The following is a 13,009-nucleotide window of genomic DNA, read 5'->3' on the forward strand; positions in this document are numbered from 1 at the left end:
TTCAGGCCGGCAGCGGGTTGCCCGTTCTGGTCCGGGTGCGCATCAGGATCAGAACCATGATCCCGATGTTGAGGAAATTCCAAGCAATGCCGTTGAGAAACGCCATGTGATAGCTGCCGGTCAGGTCATAAATCCAGCCCGACATCCAGCCGCCAATCGCCATCCCGGCGATGGTTGCCATCATCACAAATCCCACGCGCCGCCCAGCCTCGGCACTGGGCATATACTCTCGCACGATCACCGCATAGCTGGGCACAATGCCGCCCTGCGCCAAGCCAAAGACAAGGCTGACGACATAAAGCGAGGTCAGCCCGCCCGAGGGCAGGTAGAGGAACAGCGCCAGACATTGCAGCGCCGAACCGATCAAAAGCGTGCGCACGCCCCCCAACCGATCCGCAAGCAGGCCTGAGACCAGACGCGATGCAACCCCGCCCAAAAGCATGAGCGACAGCATCTGTGACCCCACGGCAGGGCCATAACCCAGATCAACGCAATAGCTTACGATATGGACCTGCGGCATCGACATCGCCACGCAGCAGCCCACCCCGGCAAGGCCCAGAAGCAAGGCCAGAGTGCGCGGCGACAGCCCCGTCGCCCCAGCACGGGCCGAAGACAGGCTGTCAGCATGGGCGCGCGCCGCCAAAGGCACCCGGCGTCGCAACAACAGCGCAAGCGGGATCACCCCTGCCACCGTGACGACCGCCAGCACCATATAAACCGCCCGCCACCCCTGCTCTGCCAGAATACCGGCAAGGATCACCGGCCAAATTGCCCCTGACAGGTAATTGCCGCTGGCGGTGATCGCCACAGCAATCCCGCGCCGCTTTAGAAACCAGAGCGAGACATCAGCAATCAGCGGCCCGAAACTGGCGGCAGATCCAAAACCGATCATGAATTGAAGCGTCGAGAGCAACAAAACCGTGGGACTCATCGCAGCCAGGGCCGTCGCAGTGGAGATCAGAAGCGCTGACCCGATCAGCGCCGCCGTGACACCAAAACGGTCCACCACCCGCCCGATACCAAGGTTGCCCAGCGCAAACCCCACCATGGTCAGCGTATAGGGCATAGAGGCCGCCGCGCGGTCGACGCCAAACTCGGCCTGCATGGCGGGCATGACCACGATGATGGACCACATACCGGCATTGCCGATCATGGCAATGGCCAAAGACACGCCAAGGCGTGTCCAGGCATAGCGGCTGTCGAGAAGGGCGGTATCGGCGTTCATGGCGCGACGATAGGACGGCGCGCAGAGACTGACCAGATGGAAAAGAGCGGCCTTCAACGGGTTGTGATGGGGCGGCATTTTGCTGCAATCTCTATCCCGTGCTTGGCCCGGCGCGCGCGACAGGCTAACACTTGCCGCAAAAAGGAGGGCTCAGCCCATGTCGACCGCCAAGACCCAAACCGGGACCCAGATCGAAACCCCGACCGAGATTGCCCGCGACGTCATCCGGATCGAGGCCGAGGCTCTCAGCGCCCTCCACGCGGACCTGCCCATCGACTTCGATGCAGTGGTGACGCGCCTTCTTGAGGTCAAGGGTCGGGTCATCGTCTCTGGCATGGGGAAATCTGGCCATATCGCCGCCAAGATCGCCGCAACCATGGCCAGCACCGGCACGCCGGCGCAATATGTCCATCCGGGCGAGGCAAGCCATGGCGATCTGGGCATGATCACACGGGAAGATGCGCTGATCCTGATCTCCAACTCTGGCGAAACCCGGGAACTGGCCGATATCATTGCCCATAGCCGCCGCTTTGCGATCCCTCTCATCGCCATAACCAAAAAACCCGACAGCACCCTTGGACAACAGGCCGATTTCCGTCTGACCCTGCCCAATGCCCCCGAGGCCTGCGCCATCGGCATGGCCCCCACCACCAGCACCACCTGCACGCTGGCCTTGGGCGATGCTCTGGCTGTGGCGATGATGCGGCTGCGGGGCTTTGAGCGCGAGAATTTTCTGGCCTTTCACCCCGGCGGCACGCTGGGCGCACAGCTTTTGCGCGTCTCTTCGGTCATGCACAGCGGCGCGGCGCTGCCCGTGGTCAGCGCCGAGACCCCGATGGGCGAAACCTTGATCGAGATGACGGCCAAGGGCTTTGGCGTGGCGGCCGTGGTCGAGGAAGGTCGGCTAATGGCGGTGATCACCGATGGCGATTTGCGCCGCAACCTGTCGGACCTCATGGCACGCACTGCCGGAGAGGTAGCCACCCGCAACCCCCGCAGCATCCTGCCCGAGGCGCTCTTGTCCGAGGCTTTGGGCGTGATGAACACCCACAAAATCAGCGCGCTCTTTGCCGTGGACGAGAGCGGGCAATTGCGCGGCCTCGTTCATATCCATGACATTCTGCGCGCCGGGGTGGCGTGAAACCCACTCAGGCGCTCAGAAAGCTCGCATAGGGGATGTAACGCACCGGATCACCCGGCTGAATGGTCACCGCACCGTCAGGCAATTCCACCAGACCTTCAGCCCAGCTTAGGCCACTGATCCGCCCTGATCCTTCCGAGGCGAAAACCTCTGCCCGCCCCTCGCGGATCCGCGCGCGCAGATATTCACGGCGGCCCGGTTTCTTGCGCTTCTCAAAACCGGCGGGCACGTGAAATCCCTGCGGCACAGACCAGCCCGCTCCGGACAAGAGCCGCAACGCAGGCCGCGCAAAGATCAACGCACAGACAAGGGCCGCTACCGGATTGCCCGGCAGGCCAAAGACCGGCACGCCCCGCCAGAGGCCAAGCGCCAAGGGCCGCCCCGGTTTCAGGGCGATACGCCATTCGGCCATGGCCCCCGCCTCATTCAACAAGGCCGATACGTGATCCTCATCCCCCGACGACGCGCCGCCAGAGGTGAGAATGGCATCCGAATTTTCCGCCGCACGATCCAACGCGACGCGAAGCGCTGCGCGATCATCGGCAATACGCCCCAGATCAAGCGGCGCATAGCCCATCTGCCCTACAAGGCCCAAAAGCATAGGACGGTTCGCATCATAGATCTGGCCGGGTCGGGCGGGATGACCGGCCTCTACCAGTTCATCGCCGGTGGAAATGACCGCGACGCGCAGCTGTTCATGCACTGGCAGATCCGCCACGCCCACAGCGGCGCAAAGCGCCAGATCGGCAGGGCTAATCACACGGCCCGGCGCAAGTACCGGCGCATCTGCCGCCACATCCTCGCCCGCGCGGCGTGTATTGGCACCGGGCTTTAGCCCCGCACGAAACGCGATACGCCCCGCGCCCAAGGTCACATCCTCTTGCAGGATCACGGTATCAACGCCCTCAGGCAGCGCAGCCCCCGTCAGCACGCGCACCGCATGGCCAGAGGGCACGCTGCCGGGATAGGGCACACCAGCGGCGGCGCGCCCCTCAACGAGCGGCAGCGTTTGATCGCCAGCGGTCAGGCTGGCATGGGCAAAGCCATAGCCATCCACGGCGGTATTCGCCTCGGGCGGGTTGGCGCGCAGCGCGGTGACGGGTGCGGCCAGAACGCGGCCCAAGGCCTGAGCGAGCGGCGCGCGGGTCTGGCCCACCACGGGACGCAGCCGGTCTTGCAAAAGCGCCAATGCGTCATCGACCGGCGTCCAATCCACGCCCGCAGGCAGTGCAAAACAATCATTCCGCAGGGGCGGCGGCTTGAGCACGTCGTCACATGCGGCAATCAACGCCGCCTCATATCCCAAACCCAGAATCCAGCCTTCCTCCGGCGCATCCACCGCCAGCATTTCGGCCAGTTGCTCCTGAGGCAAACGCGCCAATGCGCGCGCCATCAGCCGTACCTGATGCGCATCCCGGATCTCGCCCAAGGGTTTGACAGCGGCATTGATCAGCCCCGGCCAGATTTCGACCAGCGCCACGGGCTTGTCCAACACCTCGAACGGCCAGACAGACACTTGCCCGTAAAACCTGCGTCTGAGCCGGTTAAGCACCGGCAGCCCGGTCAGAACCTGCCCACCCACGGCCCCCGCGCCCCCCATCTGCCAGCAGGTGAAGGCCCCCGGTGCCCGCGCCTCGGCTGCCCGCCGCTCGGTCATGCCATGCCCTGCCCGCGTATCCTTGCGCGGCAAACCGGCAATCTCACGCTTCAACCCGTTGAACCAGAATGGCCCCACGCCGGGAAAGCGCCCGTTGATCTCGCCCGCCACATCAAAGCGGTTATTGCCGCCCGGTGCATCCTCGATCACCGTTTCCAGCCAGTCCCAGACGGCAAAGGGATTGTCGCAGCCAGTCAAACCTCGGGCAAACCCCGCCGGAAAGCCAAAGGGAAAATCCACTCCGATCAACAGCCTGCGCCCCGCCGCAAGCTCTGCCGCAATCAGGGCCACTAGCGCCGCCTCGGCCTCGGCCCGGTTGCGCAGATACATCGGGGCCTCATCCACCCCGTCGCGTGTCACCCCCAGCCAGATCGCATCCCGACACGGGCGCGCCCCGGTGTCGTTGCCGCCCGACCAATCCAGCATCGCAAACGTGTCAAACCGGTTCACAACGCCACCTCCGCCAAGATGAAATCGGCAATTGCCTTGGTGTCGTTAAGGTCGAACAGAGGCCGGTCGATCGTCAACGCCGTATCGCTCGCCACGGCGCGGATGGTGGGATCATCGGTGGCAATCAGCGGATTGCCGGTTTCGGCGCGAAACGCCTCGACCTTGGGATGGCGATCACGCTTGTAGCCCTCGACCAACACCAGATCGACAGGGGACAGTTTCTGCAAAAGCGCTTCAAGCGTCGGTTCGCCCTCTTCGCGCAGTTCATGCATCAGGGCAAAGCGGTTACGCGAGGCCAAGAGCACCTCGGTCGCGCCCGCCACGCGGTGGCGGTGACTGTCCTTGCCCGGTTGGTCCACGTCAAAGGTATGATGCGCGTGTTTCACAGTGGAAACCGTATAGCCGCGCCCCGTGATCTCGGCCACCAGCCGCTCCATCAGCCCGGTCTTGCCCGCGTTCTTCCAGCCGGTGACGCCATAAATCCTCATGCTGATAGTCTCCTGCGTGCCGCGTCCAGATCCTCGGGCGTATTGACGTTGAAAAAGGGATCGAGCGCGTCGTCAAATACCGCCTCGCGCCCGTCATGTTTGTCGGTCCAGAGCACCACCTTGCGCAGCCCGTCCAACAGCGCCGCGCGCAGATCATGCCGCAGCGCCGTGGGCCAGAGGCCAAAGGTGGGATGGCGGATCAAACCGCTGCCGCTCATGGATTTGGTCTCGGTGTCACCACGTGGGGTGGCGGCAAGAACGAGGGGACGCGCCATGCCCTCTCCCGTCTGTGCCAAATGCGCGACCAGGTCGGTCGGGAAAAACGGCGTATCGGCGGCGACGGTCACGATTGAATCGGCCCCCTGCCCCGCAGCCCAATCAAGACCGGCCAGAACGCCCACCAGCGGCCCGGCGAAACCGGGAATGGGATCGGGCAGCACCGGCAGGCCAAAGGCCGCAAAGCGGGCGGGCTCGCCATTTGCATTCAGCGCCATCGCCCCCACCTGTGGGGCCAGACGGTCGATCACATGCGCAAGGATCGGGCGCTCATCAAGGGCCAACAGCCCCTTGTCGCCGCCGCCCATGCGCGTGGCCTGCCCGCCGGCAAGGATAACACCAAGGGGCTCGGTCATTCGTCGGCCCCTTTGCGGCGGTGTTTTTTCTCCTCATCGCCCGCGCTCTCGGGGTCCGCATCCCGCAACAGGCGGTCATCCCCCGCAAGACAGACAAAGCGCTTGCCGCGCATCCGGCCAATCAGCGTCAGCCCCACCTGACGTGCGATTTCCACGCCCCATGCGGTAAAGCCAGAGCGAGAGGCAAGCACCGGAATGCCCATCATCGCGGTCTTGATCACCATTTCCGAGGTCAAACGCCCGGTGGTGTAAAGCAGTTTATCCCCCGCATCGACACCCTCGCTCAGCATCCAGCCCGCGATCTTGTCCACGGCGTTGTGGCGGCCCACATCCTCCATATAGACCAGCGGGCGGTTGCCTTGGCAAAGCACGGTGCCGTGAATCGCCCCCGCCTCAAGGTAAAGCGAGGGGGTGCGGTTGATCACACTGGCCAAGGCATAAAGATCCGAGGTCTTGACCGTCACGGCAGGCAGGGTCACGCCCTCCAACCCCTCCATCATATCGCCAAAGACCGTGCCCACGGCACAGCCGCTGGTGCGGGTCTTTTTCTTGAGCTTTTCCTCGTAACTGGTCTGGCCATCGGTGCGCACGACGACGGTGTCCAACTCTTCGTCGTAATCCACGCCCAAGACCGTCTCTTGCGGCCCCAGCATCCCCTGATTGCGCAGGAACCCAAGCGCCAGATATTCAGGGTAATCGCCAATCGTCATGGCAGTCACGATTTCCTGCGCATTGAGGAAAATCGTCAAGGGGCGCTCCTCGACCACCGAAATCTGCGTGCGGTTGCCCTCGTGATCCATGCCCTCGACCGCGCGCGTAAGGCGCGGGGCGGCAGGATCGGGCGCGATGAGATAAGACAGGAGGTCCTCGGTCGTGGCCAATTGCATCTCCTTCTGGCATTGGATAGGCGGTGTCAGGGCACGGGGGCAACTTAGGGGGCAAGCGGTGCATAGGCAAACCACCAATTCGACCTATTGGCAAGGCGTGCGCGACGGTGCGCCCTTCATTCTCGTGATCGTGCCCTTCTCGTTGCTCTTTGGCGTGGTCGCGACCGAGGCTGGATTGAACGTGTTTGAAACGCTCAGCTTTTCGGTTCTGGTGATCGCAGGCGCGGCGCAATTCACCGCGTTGCAACTGCTCAGTGATGGCGCGCCCACCGCGATTGCGCTCATTTCCGCCTTGGCGGTCAATCTGCGGATGGCGATGTATTCGGCCTCTCTCACACCCTATATCGGCGGGGCGAGTTTGGGGCAGCGGGCGCTGGCCGCCTATTTCACCGTCGATCAAAGCTATACCTGCGCCATCGTCGCCTTTGAAAAAAACCCCGGTTGGTCAATTCCCCAAAGGCTCGCGTATTTCTTTGGCGTGGTCACGCCGATTTGCCCGCTTTGGTATATCTTCACGCTGGTGGGGGCGCTGGTTGGCACCTCGATCCCCGAGGGGCTGGCGCTTGATTTTGCGCTGCCGATCACCTTTCTGGCGATGATCGCGCCAATGCTGCGCACGCCGGCGCATCTGGCGGCGGCGTTTGTATCCGTCACACTGGCGCTGGTCTTTGCGTTCCTGCCCTATAACCTTGGGCTTCTGGTCGCCGGCGTTGCGGGCATGATGACCGGCGCGCAAGTCGAGCTGATGCTCGAGCGGCGCAAGGAGGCGCGGTTGCCATGATCGACAAAACAAGCCTCTGGACCGTGATCGTGCTTTTGGGTCTGGGCAGCTTTGGGCTGCGCTTTGTCTTTACCGGGCTGATCGGCGACCGACCCCTGCCCGCGTGGCTGCTCCGGCATCTGCGCTATACGGCCGTCGCGGTGTTGCCCGGATTGGTGGCCCCGCTGGTGGTCTGGCCTGCGGCGACGGGTGGCACGCTTGATGCCCCGCGCATGGCGGCGGCGCTGGTGACGTTGATCGCGGGCTATCTGCTGCGCAATGTGATCGTGGCGATTCTCTTGGGCGCGGTCACGCTTTATGGCGGGCTTGCCCTGATGGGGCAGATGTAAAGGCAAACGCCCTCAGGCGAAAATCTGCGCCGCATGCTCGGCCATGTAAATCCGCAACCATGGCGTATAGCGCGTGGGATGCATGCGGATCGCGGCGTTCAGCGCATTCAGCGAGATCCAGCGCGTCTCCATCACCTCATCCGGGTTCGGGGCAAGCGCACAGCGCGCAGGCAGGCGGCACATGAACATATCCACCACCTCATGCTCGGTCAGACCACCGCCCACATCGGCGCGGTATTCGACCTGATCGCGATGGGTGAGCGAGAGGCCGGTGATGCCCAACTCTTCGGACAGCCTGCGATGCGCGCAGGCCAGCGGATCTTCGCCCCAATGCGGATGGGTGCAGCAGGTATTGGCCCACAGACCGGGCGTATGATATTTGCCAAGCGCGCGGCGCTGAATCAAAAGATCCTCACCCGCCATGACAAAGACCGACACCGCCTTGTGCCGCAAGCCGCGCTGATGCGCCTCGAGCTTGTCCACGGCAACCAGATCACCGCCGATCCATGTCGGGATGAGCGCTGTCATGTTCGGGTCGCGGACACCAGCCGCGTCAGATGGGCGAGATTCTTCAACCCGATCTTGAGATGTGCCATGGGTCGCGCCTTGACCAGTTTCTTGTTCATATAGGCCTCGAATGTCAGCCGCTGCACGTCGATGTCATGGCAGAGCGAGACAAAGCGCTCGCGCCGCTCGTCGGACCTATAATAGGCATTTTGCATCGACGCCAGAACCCGGAACACCGTTTTATGCTCGCGCATGAAAAGCTGTCGCGCAAGTTTGAGATCGCGCACCCGCCCCGAGGCAAGGCAAGCACTCGCCGCCGTCGCGGCCACCCGACCGCCGACCATGGCATAGTAAATCCCCTCACCCGAAGACGGCGCAACCACGCCCGCCGCATCGCCCGCCAAGACCACATCGCGGCCATTATCCCAGCAGTCCAACGGCTTGAGCGGAATCGGCGCGCCCTCGCGGCGGATTGTCGTGCAGTCCGTAAGGCCAGAGGCCGCGCGCAAATCGGCGGTGGCCTGTTTCAAATCGACATCCTTGATCATGCTGCCCATGCCAACGCTCGCGGATTTGCCATGCGGAAACACCCAGCCGTAGAAATCCGGCGAAATCGCCCCGTCATAGATCACATCACAGCGCTTGGGATCATAGGCGGCGGTGGCCTCCGGCGCCTCGATGATCTCGTGATAGGCGATGACATAGGGGATGCGCTCGGCCCCCGGCACCTCGTCCCGCGCCACGCTGGAGCGCGCGCCATCGGCCCCGATGATCAGCCGCGTGGGCAGGCTGCGTGCGTTACCCGTAACCTTGTCGCGGTAGATCACCGCCGGTGTCGGCCCGCTGCGATCAATTCGCAGATAGGTGCCCGTGGCGCGCACAGCCCCGGCCTGTGCCGCACGAACACGCAGGAACTCGTCGAAATGCTCGCGATCCACCATGCCGACAAAGCCGTTTTCAATCGGAATATCCACGTGCCGCCCGGTGGGCGAGATCATGCGCGCGGTGGTGATCTTGGCCACGATCTGCGCGTCAGGCAGGTTGAAATCGGCAATCAGGCGCGGCGGGATGGCCCCGCCGCAGGGCTTGATCCGCCCGGCACGGTCCAAAAGCGCCACCTTATAACCCGAGCGGGCCAGATCCTCGGCTGCAGTGGCCCCAGACGGACCGCCCCCGATTACAACTACGTCAAACATGGTCATTCCCCCGGAACAAGCGTCGCGCCGCGGTCGCGGCCATGATCAATCACCCTGAGCGCCATCAGCGCCGAGAGTACGAAAAGTCCGGCCTCAAAGAAAAAGACCGTGCCGAACGCCGTAGCATCCGTATCAGACAATAGGCGCATCACATCGACCGAGGCCGCGCCCATCAGCCCACCGAAACCTGCGGCCATCGCTTGTGCTGCGCCCCAGAGACCCATCCGCGTGCCTTCGCGCGCCTCGCGCCCCTGCCCCGCCAGCGCCATCATCGCGCCAATCGCGCCCACCGCGAACATGCCGTTGAAGAACCCGAGCACGACGACGATCGGGACGAATGCCGCCGCCGCGCCCGAGGCCCCGAGCAGCGCAATCGCTGCAAGCGCCGAAGCCGAACCCAAACAGCCCCCCACCACCCAATGCCGGATCGAACCAAGCCGAAGCCCCGTGGCGGCAACCCCGACGGTCAGCATGCCAAGGAACACCCCGCCATTCTGCGCACCGCTGAGCTGCGTGGATTGGCCGGGGGTGAAATGAAACACCAACCCGGCATAGGGTTCCAAGATGAGTTCCTGCATGAAATAAGCTGTCATCGACAGGAAGACGAAAATCGTAAAAAGCCGCGCCTCGCGCTCGGCCCAGATTTCGGCCAAACCTTCACGAAACCGCAGCGGCGCATCAGCACGGGCAGGCTGCGCCCCAACGCGCGCCTCGATGCCGTGAATGGCAAGCGCGGTCAGCACCACCGCGCCCAGTGCCACAACGCCCACGATTTCCAGCAACAAGGCCGGGGTATAGGGGTCGAGAAAGGCACCCACCGTGGTTGCGGTTACGGCGATGCCGCCGATCATCATCAGCCAGGTGATCGTGGCCGCCGCCGCCCGCCGCCGCGGGGCTGTGGCCGTGGCCAAAAGCGCCAAAAGCGAGGTGCCCGACGCGCCGACACCCAGCCCGATAAGGGCATAGGCAAGAATAGACAGGCCCAGACCAAGGCCAAATTGGCTTTCCATGATCACCACCGCAAGCGCCGCGAGATACCCACCCGAGGCCAGGACCGCCATTCCCCCGATGATCCAGCGGGTGCGATGCCCGCTCGTATCCGAGAGATACCCCCAATTGGGCCGCGTGATCTGAATGCCGTAATGCAGCGCCACCAAAAGACCCGGCAGCACCGCAGGCAGCGCCAGTTCCACCACCATCAGGCGGTTGAGCGTCGAGGTGGTCAGCACCACCACCGCGCCAAGGCACATCTGCACCAGACCCATACGGAAAATCTGCAACCAACTCAGCGTCATGGCGCGCCTCCGATCATGCGCAGGGCAAAGGCCGCGATCATCATTCCGGTGACATAGGCCATCACGCCTGTTCCGTTATACCAAGGCGCACGGCCCTTGGGATCAGAGAGAAGAATACGCATTGCCCAAAACTGGCCAAGCAAAAGCACGGCGATTGCGGCAGCATGCCACGGGCGGCCCCAGGCCAACAAAAGGCCGATCACCGCCAGTTGCGGCAGGGCCATCACGATACAGGCCACGCGCGCCGCCCGTTCCGGGCCAAGCGTGACGGGCAAGGAATTGACGCCCGTCTGGCGGTCGCCCTCCAATGCCTTGAAATCATTGAGTGTCATGATGCCATGCGCGCCAATGGCATAGAGCGCAGCAATCACGATAACCGGCCCGCTGGGCGCGCCTGCGGCCAACACCGCCGCGCCCGTGAACCACGGCAGCCCCTCATAGCACAGCCCGACAAGGCCCGGCCCCCAGATACCCGACCGCTTGAGGCGCACCGGCTCTGCCGAATAGGCCCAAGCCGCCAGCACGCCAAACACCGTCGCGCCAAAGCCCCAAGGCCCGAGGAACGCCCCCATCCCCAGCGCCAGCGCCGACATCGCCAGCGCCACCCACAGCCCCCAACGCCCCGGCACCCGGCCAGAGGGAATCGGGCGATGCGGTTCGTTGATCGCATCCACATGCCGGTCACACCAGTCATTCGCCGCCTGGCTCATGCCACAGACAACCGGCCCCGCCAGCACCATGCCCAGGATCACCAGACCCCAGTTATTCAAAGGAGAAACGCCCGAAGAGATCACACCGCACAGGTAGGCCCAAATGGGCGGAAACCATGTGATCGGCTTGATCAAAGTCAGCAGGGCCCGAGGCTCTGGCAGGCGGCGCACGATGTGTAAGGACTCTGTGACACTCATAGTGTCAATTAAACTATACAATCCATCGCGAGGGAAGAGGATTCTCGAATGCAGGCGCGCAAATCGGCCTATTCATCATCCTGTGCGTTGATCAACCCGAACTTGCGCAGCTTGACATAGAGGCTCTGCCGCGACAGGCCCAGCATTTCGGCGGCGGCGACCCGGTTGTTGTTGGTCAGGCGCACAGCGGTTTCGATGCACATCTTTTCGACCACGTCCGAAGTGGCAGATACCAATTCCTTGAGCGAGGCTGTCCCGACAAGGTCCATCACATTGCGCATCGCTTCTTCGCTGACCACGGCCGAGGCTTCTTCGACATTGGGCAGATCGCGGGGGCTGGTATCGCGAATGATCAGGCCAACACCCAGATCAGCATTGCGCCCACGCAGGCGTGCGGCGGAAATATCCACGGACGTGCGCGTGCCAACGATGCTCTGGACCTGTGCGGCATAGCTGCGCATCCGGCCTGTCTTGCGGGTGTTATCCAGAATAAGCTTGAGATCGACACTGCCCCGCGACAGGAAATCCGCCATCGAACGGCCCTGCACATCCCGCAATTGCGCGGCATCGGACAGCACCAAAAAGCCCTCGTTCGCATCCCGAACCAAACCATTGGCATCCAGCAGCACGATTGCATCGCTCGCCGCTTCAAAGAGCGCCGTCAGCGATTGCGCAGACTCAGGGCGCGCCGCCTCTTCATCCTCGACCGGTGCCATGCGGCACAGCATCAGCACCTCGCCCGAGGCGCGAAAGAAATCCGGGCTCAGCTGCACCAGCCGCCCATTGCGCCGCGCCACAGCCTCTACCCCGGTGATTTCATCCGAGGCCGCCGCAGCGCGCAACTGATCCATGAACCCGCCCCGCCGCTGCCCTTCAAAGGCCTGCGCAAAAGCATTGCCCGCCAGCACATCCCGCTTGGACCCAAGCAACAGCGCCCCGGCGGAATTGATGTCACGAATGCGGCCCTGATCCGGCTCGACCAGAACCAGCGGCGTCTCGGACGCCTCTAGCACCACCCGGTAACAGGTCTCAATGCCGCGAAACTTTTCAAGCTCTCGCTCGCGCGCCATCTGCTCGCGCACCAGACGCTGCTGAATTTCCGCCAGCGGCTGCATATCGCGCCCCAGCAAAAGAACGCCACCACTGTCCGGATCACGATGCAACGTGTAGCGCACCGGGAATTCCCAATTGGCATTGTCTCGGTGATTCATCTCCAGCGGGCGCGGCAGGGCATCAGGATCAGCCCGCATCTCTAACAGACGGGCATCAAACTTGGTGCGGCTTTCAACCGTGAGGAAATTGCGGAAATCCCGCCCAACCCAATGCTCCAGACTGCCCAATTCAGGCAGGTCCGGGCTAACCGATATGGCGACCACAAGAGATTTGTCGTCAAGCATGACCGCGATGTCAGAGGCTTGCTCGATCAAGCGATCAACGCTCGATGATCCGGGCAATCCACCCGTTAGGGGCCGCTCAGACGTCCTGTTCTGCTTCGTCACGCTGCTATCCCAAC

Annotated in this window: 13 protein-coding genes; 3 read left to right on the forward strand and 10 right to left on the reverse strand. The window is 63.3% G+C overall.

Features of this window, described 5'->3' with window-relative positions; translation table 11 throughout:
- Position 1: 1 nt before the first annotated feature.
- A complete protein-coding gene (locus ACLGGT_RS00300) occupies positions 2-1,225 on the reverse strand; it encodes an MFS transporter (RefSeq protein WP_151979910.1) in 1,224 nt (407 codons plus the stop codon).
- A 157-nt stretch (positions 1,226-1,382) separates the two neighbouring features.
- On the opposite strand from ACLGGT_RS00300, the gene ACLGGT_RS00305 reads away from it, so the two are divergent.
- Positions 1,383-2,366 carry a KpsF/GutQ family sugar-phosphate isomerase gene (locus ACLGGT_RS00305; protein WP_008280353.1) on the forward strand — a complete coding sequence of 328 codons (984 nt, stop codon included), beginning with the start codon at positions 1,383-1,385 and terminating at the stop codon, positions 2,364-2,366.
- A 7-nt stretch (positions 2,367-2,373) separates the two neighbouring features.
- Here ACLGGT_RS00305 and ACLGGT_RS00310 read toward each other — a convergent pair whose 3' ends face one another.
- From ACLGGT_RS00310 to ACLGGT_RS00325, 4 genes are read right to left on the reverse strand one after another with little or no spacing between them, the layout of a single operon-like run.
- The gene (locus ACLGGT_RS00310) at positions 2,374-4,473 is read right to left on the reverse strand and encodes a molybdopterin-binding protein (RefSeq protein WP_437194796.1); all 2,100 of its coding nucleotides are present in this window, start codon (positions 4,471-4,473) and stop codon (positions 2,374-2,376) included.
- On the reverse strand, positions 4,470-4,961 hold the full coding sequence (gene mobB / locus ACLGGT_RS00315) for a molybdopterin-guanine dinucleotide biosynthesis protein B (protein ID WP_151979521.1): 492 nt from the start codon (positions 4,959-4,961) through the stop codon (positions 4,470-4,472). Before mobB ends, ACLGGT_RS00310 begins: the two co-directional genes overlap by 4 nt.
- Positions 4,958-5,593 carry a molybdenum cofactor guanylyltransferase MobA gene (gene mobA / locus ACLGGT_RS00320; protein ID WP_219434703.1) on the reverse strand — a complete coding sequence of 212 codons (636 nt, stop codon included), beginning with the start codon at positions 5,591-5,593 and terminating at the stop codon, positions 4,958-4,960. Before mobA ends, mobB begins: the two co-directional genes overlap by 4 nt.
- Complete coding sequence (locus ACLGGT_RS00325; RefSeq protein WP_437194797.1) at positions 5,590-6,480, reverse strand: formate dehydrogenase accessory sulfurtransferase FdhD; 891 nt, start codon at positions 6,478-6,480, stop codon at positions 5,590-5,592. Before ACLGGT_RS00325 ends, mobA begins: the two co-directional genes overlap by 4 nt.
- 58 nt (positions 6,481-6,538) lie before the next feature.
- Here ACLGGT_RS00325 and ACLGGT_RS00330 point away from each other — a divergent pair, with 58 nt between their 5' ends.
- On the forward strand, positions 6,539-7,261 hold the full coding sequence (locus ACLGGT_RS00330) for an AzlC family ABC transporter permease (RefSeq protein ID WP_008280358.1): 723 nt from the start codon (positions 6,539-6,541) through the stop codon (positions 7,259-7,261).
- Entirely contained in the window at positions 7,258-7,590 is a 333-nt protein-coding gene (locus ACLGGT_RS00335; protein WP_437194798.1) for an AzlD domain-containing protein, read from the forward strand. Before ACLGGT_RS00330 ends, ACLGGT_RS00335 begins: the two co-directional genes overlap by 4 nt.
- 12 nt (positions 7,591-7,602) lie before the next feature.
- Here the strand turns inward: ACLGGT_RS00335 and idi are convergent, their stop codons facing one another.
- The 5 genes from idi to ppsR all read right to left on the reverse strand — a co-directional run bounded on the left by idi (position 7,603) and on the right by ppsR (position 12,995).
- Complete coding sequence (gene idi, locus ACLGGT_RS00340) at positions 7,603-8,118, reverse strand: isopentenyl-diphosphate Delta-isomerase (protein ID WP_008280360.1); 516 nt, start codon at positions 8,116-8,118, stop codon at positions 7,603-7,605.
- Positions 8,115-9,293: a geranylgeranyl diphosphate reductase gene (locus tag ACLGGT_RS00345; RefSeq protein ID WP_437194799.1), complete on the reverse strand. Its 1,179-nt coding sequence runs from the start codon at positions 9,291-9,293 to the stop codon at positions 8,115-8,117. The genes idi and ACLGGT_RS00345 overlap by 4 nt, the downstream gene beginning before the upstream one ends.
- A gap of 2 nt (positions 9,294-9,295) precedes the next feature.
- On the reverse strand, positions 9,296-10,588 hold the full coding sequence (locus ACLGGT_RS00350) for a BCD family MFS transporter (protein ID WP_008280362.1): 1,293 nt from the start codon (positions 10,586-10,588) through the stop codon (positions 9,296-9,298).
- Positions 10,585-11,496, reverse strand: a complete 912-nt coding sequence (chlG, locus tag ACLGGT_RS00355; RefSeq protein ID WP_151979524.1) for a chlorophyll synthase ChlG — start codon at positions 11,494-11,496, stop codon at positions 10,585-10,587. Before chlG ends, ACLGGT_RS00350 begins: the two co-directional genes overlap by 4 nt.
- A 68-nt stretch (positions 11,497-11,564) precedes the next feature.
- The gene (gene ppsR, locus ACLGGT_RS00360) at positions 11,565-12,995 is read right to left on the reverse strand and encodes a transcriptional regulator PpsR (RefSeq protein WP_237183535.1); all 1,431 of its coding nucleotides are present in this window, start codon (positions 12,993-12,995) and stop codon (positions 11,565-11,567) included.
- Positions 12,996-13,009: the final 14 nt, after the last annotated feature.

It is taken from the genome of Roseovarius sp. MS2 (assembly GCF_051447875.1).
GTDB classification, from domain to species: domain Bacteria; phylum Pseudomonadota; class Alphaproteobacteria; order Rhodobacterales; family Rhodobacteraceae; genus Roseovarius; species Roseovarius mucosus_A.